12 protein-coding genes are annotated in these 14,443 nt (G+C 72.9%); 10 read left to right on the forward strand and 2 right to left on the reverse strand.

Annotated elements, in window-relative coordinates:
* Window positions 1-14: 14 nt before the first annotated feature.
* Both K1J57_RS01330 and K1J57_RS01335 read left to right on the forward strand, forming a co-directional pair.
* Window positions 15-1,259 (forward strand): FAD-binding oxidoreductase, encoded by a 1,245-nt coding sequence (locus K1J57_RS01330; protein WP_220562664.1) that lies wholly within the window; start codon window positions 15-17, stop codon window positions 1,257-1,259.
* Complete coding sequence (locus K1J57_RS01335) at window positions 1,256-2,578, forward strand: (Fe-S)-binding protein (RefSeq protein ID WP_220562665.1); 1,323 nt, start codon at window positions 1,256-1,258, stop codon at window positions 2,576-2,578. Before K1J57_RS01330 ends, K1J57_RS01335 begins: the two co-directional genes overlap by 4 nt.
* Before the next feature lie 6 nt (window positions 2,579-2,584).
* Here the strand turns inward: K1J57_RS01335 and dapF are convergent, their stop codons facing one another.
* Entirely contained in the window at window positions 2,585-3,400 is an 816-nt protein-coding gene (dapF, locus tag K1J57_RS01340) for a diaminopimelate epimerase (protein WP_220562666.1), read from the reverse strand.
* A 60-nt stretch (window positions 3,401-3,460) separates the two neighbouring features.
* Here dapF and miaA point away from each other — a divergent pair, with 60 nt between their 5' ends.
* The 3 genes from miaA to K1J57_RS01355 all read left to right on the forward strand — a co-directional run bounded on the left by miaA (window position 3,461) and on the right by K1J57_RS01355 (window position 6,714).
* On the forward strand, window positions 3,461-4,450 hold the full coding sequence (gene miaA, locus K1J57_RS01345) for a tRNA (adenosine(37)-N6)-dimethylallyltransferase MiaA (RefSeq protein ID WP_220562667.1): 990 nt from the start codon (window positions 3,461-3,463) through the stop codon (window positions 4,448-4,450).
* A gap of 262 nt (window positions 4,451-4,712) precedes the next feature.
* Window positions 4,713-5,450, forward strand: a complete 738-nt coding sequence (locus K1J57_RS33920; RefSeq protein ID WP_277615490.1) for a TetR/AcrR family transcriptional regulator — start codon at window positions 4,713-4,715, stop codon at window positions 5,448-5,450.
* Between the two features lie 16 nt (window positions 5,451-5,466).
* Entirely contained in the window at window positions 5,467-6,714 is a 1,248-nt protein-coding gene (locus tag K1J57_RS01355) for a cytochrome P450 (protein ID WP_220562669.1), read from the forward strand.
* Between the two features lie 175 nt (window positions 6,715-6,889).
* On the opposite strand, the gene miaB is transcribed toward K1J57_RS01355, so the two are convergent.
* Entirely contained in the window at window positions 6,890-8,335 is a 1,446-nt protein-coding gene (gene miaB / locus K1J57_RS01360) for a tRNA (N6-isopentenyl adenosine(37)-C2)-methylthiotransferase MiaB (RefSeq protein WP_255647093.1), read from the reverse strand.
* 371 nt (window positions 8,336-8,706) lie between these two features.
* Here miaB and K1J57_RS01365 point away from each other — a divergent pair, with 371 nt between their 5' ends.
* The 5 genes from K1J57_RS01365 (at window position 8,707) to K1J57_RS01385 (ending at window position 14,441) form a co-directional block, all read left to right on the forward strand.
* Window positions 8,707-9,450, forward strand: a complete 744-nt coding sequence (locus K1J57_RS01365; protein ID WP_220562670.1) for an amino acid ABC transporter ATP-binding protein — start codon at window positions 8,707-8,709, stop codon at window positions 9,448-9,450.
* A 61-nt stretch (window positions 9,451-9,511) separates the two neighbouring features.
* Window positions 9,512-10,378, forward strand: a complete 867-nt coding sequence (locus K1J57_RS01370) for a glutamate ABC transporter substrate-binding protein (RefSeq protein WP_220562671.1) — start codon at window positions 9,512-9,514, stop codon at window positions 10,376-10,378.
* A 79-nt stretch (window positions 10,379-10,457) separates the two neighbouring features.
* Window positions 10,458-11,132 (forward strand): amino acid ABC transporter permease, encoded by a 675-nt coding sequence (locus K1J57_RS01375; RefSeq protein WP_220562672.1) that lies wholly within the window; start codon window positions 10,458-10,460, stop codon window positions 11,130-11,132.
* Window positions 11,129-12,154, forward strand: a complete 1,026-nt coding sequence (locus K1J57_RS01380) for an amino acid ABC transporter permease (RefSeq protein WP_220562673.1) — start codon at window positions 11,129-11,131, stop codon at window positions 12,152-12,154. The genes K1J57_RS01375 and K1J57_RS01380 overlap by 4 nt, the downstream gene beginning before the upstream one ends.
* Before the next feature lie 184 nt (window positions 12,155-12,338).
* A complete protein-coding gene (locus tag K1J57_RS01385) occupies window positions 12,339-14,441 on the forward strand; it encodes a prolyl oligopeptidase family serine peptidase (protein ID WP_220562674.1) in 2,103 nt (700 codons plus the stop codon).
* The last annotated feature ends 2 nt before the right edge of the window (window positions 14,442-14,443 follow it).

A 14,443-nucleotide genomic window follows, 5' to 3' on the forward strand; every position in this document is an offset into this window, starting at 1 on the left:
GCGAAGGGACCGGTGTGACGCGGCAGGGGATCGAGGGCGTCCGCCCGGGCGGGCCGGAGGACGCCGTGTGCGGCGTCGTCCCGGCGCGCGCGGCGCGCCCGCGGGACGTGGACGGACTGGCGGGGCTGCTGGCGGAGGCGGCCCGGAACGGGTGGTCGGTGGCCGTCCGCGGCGGCGGCACCGCCCTGGACTGGGGAGGCCGGCCGGCCTCCGCCGACCTGCTGGTGGACACCGGAGGGCTGGTCCGGATCGACCACGACGCGGGCGACCTGGTGGTGGAGGTCGGCGCGGGCACGCCGGTGGCCGAGCTCTCGGCGGTGCTCGCGAAGGCGGGCCAGCGCCTGTCGGTCGACCCGGTCCGTGCCGGGGGGACCGTGGGCGGGCTGCTGGCCACCGGCCTGTCGGGGCCGCGGCGACTGCTCACCGGAGCGCTGCGGGACCTGGTCATCGGCATGACGGTGGTGCGCCCGGACGGGGTCATGGCGCGCAGCGGCGGCCGGGTGGTCAAGAACGTCGCCGGCTACGACCTCGCCAAGCTGCACGTCGGCGGGTACGGCACCCTCGGGGTCATCGCCTCCGCCGCCTTCCGCCTGCACCCCCTGCCCCCGGCGCTGCGGCTGCTGGAGCTGCCGCTGCCCTCCCTCGCCCACGCCGAACGCCGCCTCACCGTGCTGCGGGCGAGCCACGCCGTGCCCGCCGCGGTGGAACTCGACTGGCCCGTGGAGGGGCGGTCGCGCCTGCGCGTCGTGCTGGAGGGCACCCCCGAGGGCGTCGACTCCCGTGCCGCCGGGCTGCTGGAGTCCCTGGCCCCCGGGCTGCCCGCCGAGGAGGTGCGGGTGGCCGACCGGCTCCCCGACGACTGGGGCCTGCTGCCGGCCGAGGGCACCCTGATCCGCCTGTCCGTGCCCCCGGCGGAGGCCGCCGCGGCCGCGGCCCGCGCCGCCGAGCTGGGCGGGGCCGTGGACACCGACGTGCGCACCACCGGGTCGGCGCGGGCCGGGACGCTGGTCACCGCCGTCCCGCCGGGCGCTTCCGTGGCCGCCGTCACCGTGCTCCTGGAGGGGCTCCGCTCCCACTCCGGCTGGACCGCGACCGTCGTCCGGGCGGAGGAGCACCTGCACGCGGCGGGCATCGACCTGTGGGGCGAGGTGCCCGGACTCGCGGTGATGCGCGCGGTCAAGGACGCCATGGACCCCGGCCACCGCATGGCACCCGGGCGCTTCGTAACCGGCGCCCCGCACACCCCCAGGGAGGAATGACCGTGACCGACCTGCCCGACCCCGCCGCCGACCGCCCCTTCGAGGAGCTGCTGGGCGACTGTGTGCACTGCGGCTTCTGCCTGCCCACCTGCCCCACCCACGTGCTGTGGGGGCAGGAGATGGACTCCCCGCGCGGGCGCATCCACCTCATGGCGCAGACCCACGACGACGTGCTCACCGAGGCCGCCGTCGGCCACTTCGACAACTGCCTGGGCTGCCTGGCCTGTGTGACCGCCTGCCCCTCGGGGGTGGCCTACGACGCCCTCATCGACCGCACCCGGGTCCGGGTGGAGGAGGAGCACCGGAGGCCGCTGCCCGAGCGGGCGCTGCGCGGCGCGGTGTTCGCGCTCTTCCCCCACCGGCGGCGGCTGCGCATGCTGCGCGGCCCCCTGCGCGCCTACCAGGCGTCGGGGGCGTCCGCGCTGGTGCGCCGGTCCGGGCTGCTGGACCGGGTCTCCCCCGCGCTGGCCACCATGGAGCGCGTCGCCCCGCCGCTGTCGGCCCCGCCGCCCGCCCTCCCCGAACTGGTCCCGGCGGTGGGCCGGGCGCGGGCCCGGGTGGGGATGCTGCTGGGCTGCGTGCAGGACGCGTTCTTCCCCGACGTGAACACCGCGACGGCGCGGATCCTGGCGCTGGAGGGCTGCGACGTGGTCGTCCCCCGCGACCAGGGCTGCTGCGGCGCGCTCTCGGGCCACGCCGGGCGGGGCGCCGAGGCGGCGGGGTTCCTGGAAGCGCTGATCGGGGCGTTCGAGCGCGCCGGCGTGGAGCGGATCGTGGTGAACTCGGCGGGCTGCGGCTCGGGGATGCGCCACGCCGAGCGGGTGCTGTCCCAGGCCGGGGCCGACGACTCCCTGGTGCGGCGGGGCCGGGCGTTCGCCGCCAAGGTCGTGGACCTCACCGAGTTCCTGGTGGACCTGGGGCCGGTGGCCGAACGCCACCCGCTGCCGCTGCACGCGGCCTACCACGACGCCTGCCACCTGTCCCACGGCCAGGGCGTGACCCGCCAGCCGCGCGCGCTGCTGGCGGGCATCCCCGGGCTCACGCTGTCCGACCTGCCGAACAGGGAGATCTGCTGCGGCTCGGCGGGCGTCTACAACCTCTTCAACCCCGAACCGGCCCGGGAGCTGGGCGACCGCAAGGCCGCCGACGCAGCCTCGACCGGCGCCCGGCTGCTGGTGTCGGGCAACCCCGGCTGCTCGCTGCAGGTCGCCTCGGCCCTGGAGAGGGCGGGCACCCCGATGGCGGTGGCGCACACCGCCCGGGTCCTGGACGCCTCCCTGCGCGGCCTGTCCGTGCGGAGCCTGCTGGGAGACGGCTGAGGCGGGTCAGAGCAGGGAGGTCTCGCCCTCGGCCACGATGACGGCCGGCCCGCGCAGGCGGGCACCGTCGGCGTCGAGGAACACGGTGCACTCGCCGCCCGGGACGCGCACCCGCCAGGTGGCGCCCTCCCCGGGCGGGGTGGCGGCCGCCGCGGCGGCGACGATGCCGGTGCCGCAGGAGCGGGTCTCCCCGGCGCCGCGCTCGTACACGCGCATCCGCAGCACGCCCGGGGCCTCCTCGTTGTACACCTCGACGTTGGCCCCGGCGGGGAACGCCTCGGGGTCCAGCGCCGGCAGGGTACGCAGGTCCACCTCGGCGACCGGCGCGGACACCTCGCAGGCCAGGTGCGGGTTGCCCACGGAGATGCGGACGCCCTCCACCGTGCGGTCGGCCAGCCGGGCCGCGGAGGTGCCCAGCCGCTCCACGCGGCCCATGTCTATGGTGATGTCGCCGTTCGCCTCGACGGTGACCTCCTTGGCCCCGTCGCGGGTGCCGACCTCGAACCGGTCCGCGTCCACGAGCCCGGCGTGGCGCAGGTAGCGGGCGAACACCCGCACCCCGTTGCCGCACATCTCGGCGATGCTGCCGTCGGCGTTGCGGTAGTCCATGAACCACTCGGTGCGCTCGGCGGTCCGGGCGGACGGGGCGAGCGCCTCGCCCAGGAGCCGGGTGCGCACCACGCGCAGGATGCCGTCGCCGCCGATCCCGGCGCGCCGGTCGCACAGCAGGCGGACGTCCGCCTCCGTGAGGCGGAGCTCCCCGTCGGGGTCGGGGAGGATCACGAAGTCGTTCTCGGTTCCGTGGCCCTTGGCGAATCGCATGCGCCCAGCGTAGTGCCCGCACGTGCCCGGCGACGCCCACGGGCCGCTTAGGCTGGGGGGATGATCAAGGTGATCGCGGTCGTGGGTCCGACCGCCGTGGGCAAGTCCGACCTGGCAGTGGAGCTGGCCCTGCGCTTGGAGGAGCGCACGGGGCGCCGCGGCGAGGTGATCAACGCCGACTCCATGCAGCTGTACCGGGGGATGGACATCGGCACCGCCAAGCTCCGATGGGAGGAGCGGCGGGGCGTGCCCCACCACCTGCTCGACATCTGGGACGTCACCGAGCCCGCGGACGTCGCCAGCTACCAGACGCTGGCGCGCGAGCTGGTGGAGGACTGCGCCGACCGGGACGTCCTGCCGATCCTGGTGGGCGGCTCCGGGCTGTACGTGCGGGCGGTCCTGGACCACCTGGAGTTCCCCGGCACCGACCCGCAGGTGCGCGGCCGGCTGGAGGCGGAGCTGGCCGAGGTGGGGCCGGGGGTGCTGCACGCCCGGCTGGCCGAGGCCGACCCGGCGGCGGCGCGGGCGATCCTGCCCGGCAACGGGCGCCGGATCGTGCGGGCGCTGGAGGTCATCGAGCTGACCGGGCGGCCGTTCACCGCGACCATGCCCGACCACGCGTCGTTCTACCCGTGCACGCAGATCGGTCTGACCTCCCCGCGCCCGGACCTGGACCCCCGTATCGACCTGCGGGTGGACCGCATGTGGGAGCAGGGCCTGGTCGACGAGGTCCGCGAGCTGGACCGTCTGGGGCTGCGCGAGGGCCGCACCGCGTCCAAGGCGCTGGGGTACGCCCAGGCGCTGGCGCAGCTGGACGGGGAGCTGTCGGAGGAGGAGGCGCGGGCGGCGACCGCCCAGGCCACCCGCCGGTTCGCCCGGCGGCAGGAGTCGTGGTTCCGCCGCGACCCGCGGGTGCGCTGGCTGTCCTACGACGCGCCCGACCTGGTGGAGCGGGCGCTGCACCAGGTGGACACGGCACTGTCGGCGACCGGCGACGAGCCCGGCGAGGCGCTGGTGGACATCGCGACGATGGTCCCGCGGAACCTGTAACCGCGACCGGAACACCTGGGGGCGTGCCCGAAGGCACGCCCCCGCTTTCTTTTCCGCCCCTTCCTCCCCCCTCGCCTCCCGCGCCCCTCCCGCCGGGACGGGGGCTTGCCAGGGGCACCGCGACGGCCTATTTTTGACTGCGTGACCAGATTTGAAATCTGGTCACGCGGTCACGGATCGCGCGACCACGGATCGGGGGTGCGGGAACATGAGGGCATGGGCCGACAGGTCTCCCGACATTCCCCGAGCCACAGGAGCGACAGTGGTCACGACCGCAGGAACCCCCCGCGACGCCGAACGCGCCCGCCGAGCGGTGCGCATCCTCGACGCCGCGGGCGAACTACTCCTCTCGCTGGGCTACGGCAAAATCACCATGGAGGACGTGGCCCGCCGGGCGGGTGTCGGCAAGGGCACGGTCTACCTGCACTTCCCCACCAAGGAGGTGCTGTTCGGGCTGGTCGTGGTCCGGGTCCAGCTGGAGGTCGGCACCCGGCTCATCGAGGCCATGAGAACCGACCCCGCGGCGATCATGCCGGGGGCCACCGCCCGCTGGATCTACCTGACACAGCACGAGACCCCGCTGGTCAAGGCCATCCTCGCCCGCGACCCGCAGACCCTGGGCGGCATCGTCGAAACGGTCGGCACCACCCAGAGCGGGCTGATCGGCCTGCGGGCCCGCGTGATGCAGGAGTACTTCACGGTCCTGCGCGGGCACGGCCTGCTGCGCACCGACCGACCGGTCGAGGAGCAGAACTACCTGTTCGTCTCGTCCGTCCTGGGCGGGCTGGTCGCACCGCCCCTGCTGTCCCGGCAGTCCTACCCGGTCCCCGAAGCGCGGGTGCGCGCCGACATCCTCGGCGAGTCCGTGCGGCGGAGCCTGGAGGAGGACGCCGACCCCGACGCGCTGCTCGCCGCCCGCCCCGAGGTCCTCGCCCTGTTCGAGGGGCTCATGGGGTGGGCGCGCAAGGCGCTGGAGGAGTACCTCCCATCCACCGAGTGAACGCCCGGGAGGGCACATGAGCACTCAGACCCTGTTCGAACTGACGGCCCCGCCGGCCGACCTCGACCACGTCGAACTGCTGGAGCGCGTCCGCGCCGCCGGACCGCGGGCCCGCGCCACCATGGGCGGCATGGAGATGCGGCTGGTCGTGGACGACGCCGACGCCCGCACCATCCTGAGCGACCGCCGGTTCGTGGTCAACGCCGAGAACCTGCCCGGCGAGCGGACGGTGCCGTCCCGGCCGGAACTGCTGCTGGCCATGGGCATGCGGCCCGAACTGATCACCCACATCAGCGAGGGCCTGCTGGACAAGGACGGGGTCGACCACGTCCGGCTGCGCAAGCTGGTCTCGCGCACCTTCACCGTGCGCCGGATCGAGGCGATGCGCCCGCGCATCCGCGCCATCGCCGAGAAGCTCATCGCCGGCCTGCCCGACCGCGCCGAGGGCGCGTCCGTGGACCTGGTCGACCACTTCACCTACCCGCTGCCGATCGCCGTCATCTGCGACCTGCTCGGGGTGCCCGAGGAGGAGCGGGCGCCCTGGCGGGAGTGGGGGCACACCCTCACCTCGTTCAAGTTCTCCGACCTGGAGGAGATGAACGGGACGGTCGGCTCCCTGGTGGACGCCTCCCGGCGCCTCATCGCGCTGCACCGCGAGCACGAGTACGACGACCTGCTCGGCGACCTGGTCCGGGTCCGCGACGAGGACGGCGACCGGCTCTCGGAGGAGGAGCTGATCACGATGATCATCACCCTGGTCGTCGCCGGTCACGAGACCACCGCCAACCTCATCGCCAACGGGACCCACGCCCTGCTCACCCACCCCGACCAGCTGGCCGCGCTGCGGGAGGACCCCGGCCTGATGCCGTCGGCGGTCCACGAGATGCTGCGCTGGTGCGGCCCGGTGTTCCAGACCCGGCCGCGGTTCGCCACCGAGGACGTCGAGCTGTCCACCACGACCATCCCGGCGGGCACCGCCGTGATCGCCATGGCCGCGGGGGCCAACCGCGACCCCCGGGTGCACCCCGAGCCGGAGCGGTTCGACATCACCCGGCACCGGGGCGAGCCCGGCGAGGCGCACCTGGCCTTCGGGCACGGGCTCCACTACTGCCTGGGCGCGGCGCTGGCCCGGGCGGAGGGGCAGGAGGCGCTCGCCGCGCTGCTGGCCGCCTTCCCCGGGCTGGCGCTGGACCCCGCGCGCCCGCCGGTGCGCCAGCCCAACCTGGCGTTCGTGCGGTTCGAGGACCTGTACGTGCTGCTCTAGGACGTGCGGGCCGGGGCGGCGCCACGCCCCGGCCCGCACCCCCGGCCCAACGACCTACGGGGCGCCCGGCCTGCCGATGGACTTCGCAGACCTGGAGGCCGAGCCCCGGGGCCGACCGGTCCGGGGACGGCGACGGCCCCGGTGCTCGCGCACCGGGGCCGTTCCACTCCTCGGGTCAGACGAGGTCGCAGCCGCCGACGGGGGCGGGCTGCTCGGCGGGCCTGCCGACGCGCGGCATGCCCAGCAGGACCTCGGGCCTGCGGTCCGCGACGGGCTCGCCGTTGCGGGCGGCCCAGGCGTCCCCGGCGCGGGTGCGGCGCAGGTCGCGCACCCCGGAGTCGGACACCAGGTGGTGCGGCGCGGCGTAGGTGACCTCGACGGTCACCACGTCGCCGGGCCGGGGCTCCTCGGCGTCGCCCACGGCGAAGTGCACGAGGCGGTTGTCGGGGGCGCGGCCGGACAGGCGGCGGCGCTCGCCGTCCTTGCGGCCCTCGCCCTCGGCGACCAGCAGCTCGACCTCGGTGCCGACCAGCTTCTTGTTCTCCTCCCAGGAGATCTGCTCCTGGAGGTCGACCAGCCTCTGGTAGCGCTCCTTGACGACCTCCGGCGGCACCTGGCCGTCCATGGTGGCGGCGGGGGTGCCGGGGCGCTTGGAGTACTGGAACGTGAACGCGGCCGCGAAGCGGGCCTCGCGGACCACGTGCAGCGTCTCCTCGAAGTCCTCCTCGGTCTCGCCGGGGAAGCCCACGATGATGTCGGTGGTGATGGCTGCCTGCGGCATGGCCTCGCGCACCTTCTCCACGATGCCCAGGAAGCGCTCCTGGCGGTAGGAGCGGCGCATCGCCTTGAGGACGCGGCTGGACCCCGACTGCAGCGGCATGTGCAGCTGCGGCATCACGTTGGGGGTCTGCGCCATCGCCTCGATGACGTCGTCGGTGAAGTCGCGCGGGTGCGGGGAGGTGAAGCGGACCCGCTCCAGCCCCTCGATCTCACCGCAGGCGCGCAGCAGCTTGGAGAACGCCTGCCGGTCGCCGAAGCCGCTGCCGTAGGCGTTGACGTTCTGGCCGAGCAGGGTGATCTCGCTGACGCCCTCGGCGACCAGGGCCCGCACCTCGGCGAGGATGTCGCCGGGGCGGCGGTCCTGCTCCTTGCCGCGCAGCGCCGGGACGATGCAGAAGGTGCAGGTGTTGTTGCACCCGACCGAGATCGACACCCACGCCGCGTACGCCGACTCGCGGCGGCTGGGCAGCGTGGAGGGGAAGTGCTCCAGCGACTCCGCGATCTCGACCTGCGCCTCCTTCTGGACGCGGGCGCGCTCCAGCAGGGCCGGCAGGGAACCGATGTTGTGGGTGCCGAACACGACGTCGACCCAGGGGGCGCGCCGGACGATCTCACCGCGGTCCTTCTGCGCCAGGCAGCCGCCCACGGCGATCTGCATGCCGGGGTTGGCGTCCTTGACCGGGCGCAGGTGCCCGAGGTTGCCGTACAGGCGGTTGTCCGCGTTCTCCCGGACCGCACAGGTGTTGAAGACGACGATGTCCGCGGTGGTGTCCTCGGCTGCGCGCGCGTACCCAGCGTCCTCCAGCAGACCGGAGAGGCGCTCGGAGTCGTGGACGTTCATCTGGCAGCCGTAGGTCCGCACTTGGTAGGTACGACTCTGGCTCACGTCCTCAGGCTATCCGGTGTCGCGGACCGCCCAAGGCCGCCGCGGAGGGGGTCACTCTCCGCACCCCGCACCCCGGAACCGGTTTAGTGACCTGTCGAACGGATATCGGACACATGAACTGCGAGAAAGGTGCTGTCTTCTGGTGACCGAACAATGCGGCCTCCAGAACGGCTGGAAACGATTCCAGTACAGTGAGTGACGAAACGCGTACCTACGCTCCGTCCGCATAACGGTTTCATCGATCACGCCGTAACAACTCAGCCACTCCGTTTGCGGCCCACGTTTTTAGTGATGACACCGCAACATCGACCCACTAGGTTCCGACCATGACCTCAACTCCTCTCGTCGTGCTGGAGAACGTCAACAAGCACTTCGGCGACCTGCACGTGCTCCGCGACATCAATCTGACGGTTAACTCCGGCGAGGTGGTAGTCGTCATCGGGCCGTCCGGTTCCGGCAAGTCGACACTGTGCCGCACGATCAACCGCCTGGAGACGATCGACTCCGGCGTGATCACCCTCGACGAACAGCCGCTCCCGGCCGAGGGCCGCGCGCTCGCGCGCCTGCGCAGCGACGTGGGCATGGTGTTCCAGTCCTTCAACCTGTTCGCGCACAAGACCGTGTTGCAGAACGTGACGCTGGGACCCATGAAGGTGCTGCGCAAGCCCAAGGGCGAGGCCGAGGCCCGCGGCATGGAACTGCTGGAGCGGGTCCGTATCGGCAACCAGGCCCACAAGTACCCGGCGCAGCTGTCCGGCGGACAGCAGCAGCGCGTGGCCATCGCCCGTGCCCTGGCGATGAATCCGAAGGTCATCCTCTTCGACGAGCCGACCTCCGCCCTGGACCCGGAGATGGTCCAGGAGGTCCTCGACGTCATGACCGACCTCGCGAGCGAGGGCATGACCATGGTCGTGGTCACCCACGAGATGGGATTCGCCCGCCGCGCCGCCAACCGGGTCGTGTTCATGGCCGACGGCGAGATCGTCGAGGAGAACACGCCCGACGAGTTCTTCACCAACCCGCAGTCGGAGCGGGCCCAGGACTTCCTCTCGAAGATCCTGACCCACTAGCAGTCCCCCCGGCCCACCGGGCCATGAGCTTCGCACGCATCTCAAGGAAGAGGTATCCCCAATGCGAGTCCGTCGCATCAGCACCGCTCTGGGCAGCGCCGCGGCCCTGGCGCTCGCCCTCACCGCCTGTGGCACCGCCGAGGTCGGCGGCGAGGGCGGCGAAGGCGGCGGCGAGGGCAACGGCGGTGGCGACACCATCACCATCGGCGTCAAGTACGACCAGCCGGGCCTGGGCCTGGACGAGGGCGGCACCCCCGTCGGCTTCGACGTGGACGTCGCCACCTACGTCGCCGGCGAGCTCGGCTACACCCCGGACCAGATCGAGTGGACCGAGGCCGCCTCCGCCAACCGCGAGTCCTTCCTCCAGCAGGGCACCGTCGACCTGATCTTCGCCACCTACTCGATCACCGACGAGCGCCGCCAGGTCGTGGACTTCGGCGGCCCGTACTACATCGCCCAGCAGGACATCCTGACCCAGGCCGACAACACCGACATCAACGGCCCCGAGGACCTCGAGGGCAAGACCCTGTGCTCGGCCTCCGGCTCCCGCTCGGCCAACAACATCGTCGACTCCGAGGAGGACGGCGGCCTGGGCGTCGACGCCCAGCTGCGCGAGGCCGGCAACTACTCCGAGTGCCTGGAGCTGCTCGGCAACGGCACCGTCGACGCGGTGACCACCGACAACACCATCCTCGCGGGCTTCGCCGCCCAGAACCCGGGCGAGTACCGGATGGTCAACAACCCGTTCGGCGAGGAGAAGTACGGCGTCGGAATGCCCGAGGGCTCCACCGACCTCTGCGAGCAGGTCAACGCGGCCATCACCAAGATGTGGGAGGAGGGCGCGGCCACCGAGTACCTGGAGACGGCCTTCGGTGAGACCGACTTCGCCTTCGAGGAGACCCAGCCCGCGCTCGACACCTGCGAGTAAGTCCGCCATCTGACCCCGTCCGGGAGGTGGGGCCGGGACGTCCCGGCGCCACCTCCCGGCCCTTGACCGGCTGGGACCCATGGAAGCCTTTCTCAGCAATATCGACAGGGTTGTCGACGGTTTCTCATGGACCGTCCGGCTCACCCTCCTCAGCGCCCTGTTCTCGTTCATCCTGGGCATCCTGCTCACCGCGATGCGGGTCTCCCCCGTCCCGCTGCTGCGCGGCCTGTCCACCGCCTACGTGGAGGGTGTCCGGAACACACCGTTGACCCTGGTGCTGCTCTTCTGCGGCCTGGGCCTCAACAGCGCCCTGGGGCTGAGCTTCAGCGACACCGTCGCCCTTGACGTGTTCTGGTGGGCGGTCATCGGACTGTCCGCCTACACCTCCTGCTTCGTCTCCGAATCCCTGCGGTCGGGTATCAACACCATCCCGCTCGGACAGGTCGAAGCAGCCCGTTCCCTGGGTCTGACCTTCACCCAGAACCTCCGCCTGATCGTCATCCCCCAGGCACTGCGCACCGTCGTGGGCCCGCTGGGCAGTGTGCTCATCGCGCTCACCAAGAACACGACCGTCGCCTCCGTCGCGGGGCTGGGCGTCCAGGAGGCGTCCCGGCAGATGAAGCTCATGTTCGACCAGGGCATCGCGCCGGTCCTGCCGACCTTCGTCGGGTTCGCGATCGGCTTCCTGATCCTGACCCTGCCGACGGGTTACTTCTTCGGCTGGCTGTCCAAGCGCGTGGCGGTGGTCCGATGAGCGCCCAGACCTCGGTCCTCTTCGACGCCCCCGGCCCCCGCGCACGGCGGCGCAACGTCCTCTACACGGTCCTGACCGTGCTCCTGGCCCTGGTCGGCCTGGCCGTCCTGTACCTGGGGTTCAACCGGACCCTGACCGACCGGGAGGGGCCGCTGTTCTCGGCGGCCACCTGGGCGGTCAACCCGGACGGCCAGTGGGCGGCCGACATGTGGGAGCCGTTCCTGCGGCCCGACACGTGGACCGGCTACGTCATCCCCGGTCTGCAGAACACCCTGACCGCGGCACTGACCGCGTCGGTGCTGGCCGTCGTGTTCGGCCTGGTCTTCGGTATCGGCCGGATGTCCGAGCACGCCTGGATCCGCATCCCCGCCGGGGCCGTCGTGGAGTTCTTCCGCGGCATCCCGCTGCTGATGCTGATCTTCTTCACCATGGCGCTGCCGATCGTCGCCTGGCAGGTGTTCAACATCCCGACCGGCACCTTCCAGGTGACCGCGCTGGCCGCGGTCGTCACCGGCCTGACCCTGTACAACGGGTCGGTGCTGGCGGAGGTGTTCCGGGCGGGCATCCTGGCGGTGCCCAAGGGCCAGTCCGAGGCCGCCCAGGCCATCGGCATGACCCGGACGCAGACGATGTGGCAGATCCTGATCCCGCAGGCGATCACGTCGATGATGCCGGCGATCGTCGCCCAGCTGGTGGTCCTGCTCAAGGACTCCGCGCTCGGCTACATCGTCGCCTTCCCGGAGCTGCTGCGCAGCTTCACGCTGCTGGCGACCCGGGAGAGCAACGTGATCCCGGCGGCGATCATCTGCGCGATCATCTACATCATCATCAACATCGCCCTGAGCCGGCTGGCGATCTGGCTGGAGCGCCGCAACGCCCGGCGCGGCCGGGCCTCGGCCCGGCCCACCGCGGCCGGCGGCGCCCCGACCGCGGTCGACGCCACCGGGACGGCCGCCGGTGCGGCCGCCGCGGAGGGCCCCGCCGAGGGGCCCGACGGCACGGCTGGGCCCGAGAAGCCCTAGTCCCCGGCACCCGTTCGACGGCCCCGTCCACCCCGTGGACGGGGCCGTCGGCGTTCCCGCCCCGGCGGGTCGGGCGGACCCTCACAAGACGGATACGGGATCCGGCGGGACTGCACACGCGGCCCCGCGAGGACTAAGGTCGACATGTCATCGGATACACCCCACGACCCATCCTGAGCGGGATATGTCTGAACTGTCGAGCCACGGCTCCTGGCCATCGCCCATCAGCGCCGCCGACGTCGCCCGTGGGGTGCGCGCCCTCGCCTTCCCCTCCGTGGTGGGCGACGAGGTGTGGTGGGAGGAGAGCCGGCCCGAGGAAGGCCGCCGGACCATCATGCGGCGCGGCGCCGACGGCACCCTGACCGAGCTGCTGGCCGCCCCGTGGAGCGTGGGCAGCCGCGTGCACGAGTACGGGGGCCGGGCCTTCCGCCCCGTGCCCCGGCGCGACGACAAGGCGCTGGTGCGCATGGGCGTCGTCTTCGTCAACTCCCCCGACCAGCGCCTGTACCTGCTGGAGCACGGCGCCGCCGCGCCGGTCCCGCTCACCCCCGAACCGGACGGGCCCGCGGCGTTGCGCTACGCGGAGCCGACGCTGGGGCCCGACGGCCGCAGCGTCCTGTGCGTGCGCGAGCAGCACTCCCAGGGCACGGTGCGGCGGTCGATCGTGTCGGTGCCGCTGTCGGGCCGGGGCGCCTCCGACCCGTCCGCCGTGCGCGAGATCGTCTCGGGCGCCGACTTCTACGCCTCCCCCACCCCCTCTCCGGACGGGACCAGGCTGGCGTACGTGCGGTGGAACCACCCCAAGATGCCCTGGGACGGCACCGAGCTGCGGATGGGCCTGTTCGACGGGGACGGGCTGACCGGCGAGTACACGCTCAAGGGCTCCTCGGAGGAGTCGGTGGTCTCCCCGGTGTGGATCGACGACACCTCCCTGTACGCGGCCTCGGACTGGCCGGGCTTCTGGAACCTGTACCAGGTGGGGCTCACCGGCCCGGCGATCGCGCTGTACCCGGCCGAGGAGGAGTTCCACTCCCCGCCGGGGCGGCTGGGCGACCGGTCGTTCTGCGTGCTGGACTCGGGGAAGGTGGTGGCGCTGCACGGCGACGCCGACATGGCGCCGGGCGTGTACGACCCCGACACCCTGGACCTGGCCCCGGTGGACACCGACCTGACGTCGTGGTCGATGCTCGACACCGACGGGCGCACCGTCGTGGGCGTGGCGGCCTCGCCGACCGTCCCGCAGTCGCTGGTCCGGCTGGACCCGGCCACCGGGCGGGTGGAGGTGCTGCGCGGGTCGATGGAGTCGGTCCCCGACACCGCCTACCTGCCGGTGCCCCGCAAGGCCACGTTCCCGGGCCGCTACGGGGCGCCGGTGCACGCCAACGTCTACCCGCCCACCCACCCGGAGCACACGGAGGCGGGACCCGCGCCGTACGCGGTGTGGGTGCACGGCGGCCCGGTGTCGCACGCCACGACCGCGTTCGACCCCCTCAAGGCGTACTTCACCAGCCGGGGCATCGGCGTGGTGGACGTCAACTACGGCGGGTCCACCGGGTACGGGCGCTCCTACCGCAAGCGCCTGCACAAGGAGTGGGGCGTGGTGGACGTCGAGGACGTCACCGCGGTGGCCCGGGCCCTGGTGGAGCGGGGCGAGGCCGACCCGGAGCGGCTGGCGGTGCGCGGGCCGAGCGCGGGCGGGTACACGGCGCTGGTGGCGGTCACCGGGGACGTGTTCGCCTGCGGGGTGTCCTACTTCGGGGTGACCGACCTGCTGGGGCTGGTGCGCACCACCCACGACTTCGAGTCGCGGTTCCTGGACACGCTGGTGGGCCTGCTGCCGGGGTTCGTGGAGCGCTACCGGGAGCGTTCGCCGATCAACCTGGCCTCGGAGATCGACGTGCCGGTGCTGCTGCTCCAGGGCCTGGACGACCCGGTGGTGACCCCGGACCAGGCGTTCGCCATGGCGACGGCGCTGGGCGGGCGGAAGGTGCCGTACGCGCTGGTGGAGTTCGAGGGCGAGGCGCACGGGTTCACCGGGGAGAAGGCGCGCAGGGAGTCGCTGGAGGCCGAGCTGGCGCTGTACGCGCGGGTGTTCGGGTTCACGTCGGACGCGCCGCCGCTGGAGCTCGCCACCGAGCCGCCCGCCCCGCGACCCGAACCGGAGCCCGAACCCGAGCCAGTCCAGGCCCCGCCGGACGGCGCGGAGGCCCCCGGCGGGGAGCCCGCCCCGGAGCCGGACGCCGCGGCGCCGGTCGCCGGGCCGGCCGCCCGGACCCCCGAGGCCTGACC

Source organism: Nocardiopsis sp. MT53 (assembly GCF_019598965.1).
Taxonomy (GTDB): domain Bacteria; phylum Actinomycetota; class Actinomycetes; order Streptosporangiales; family Streptosporangiaceae; genus Nocardiopsis; species Nocardiopsis changdeensis.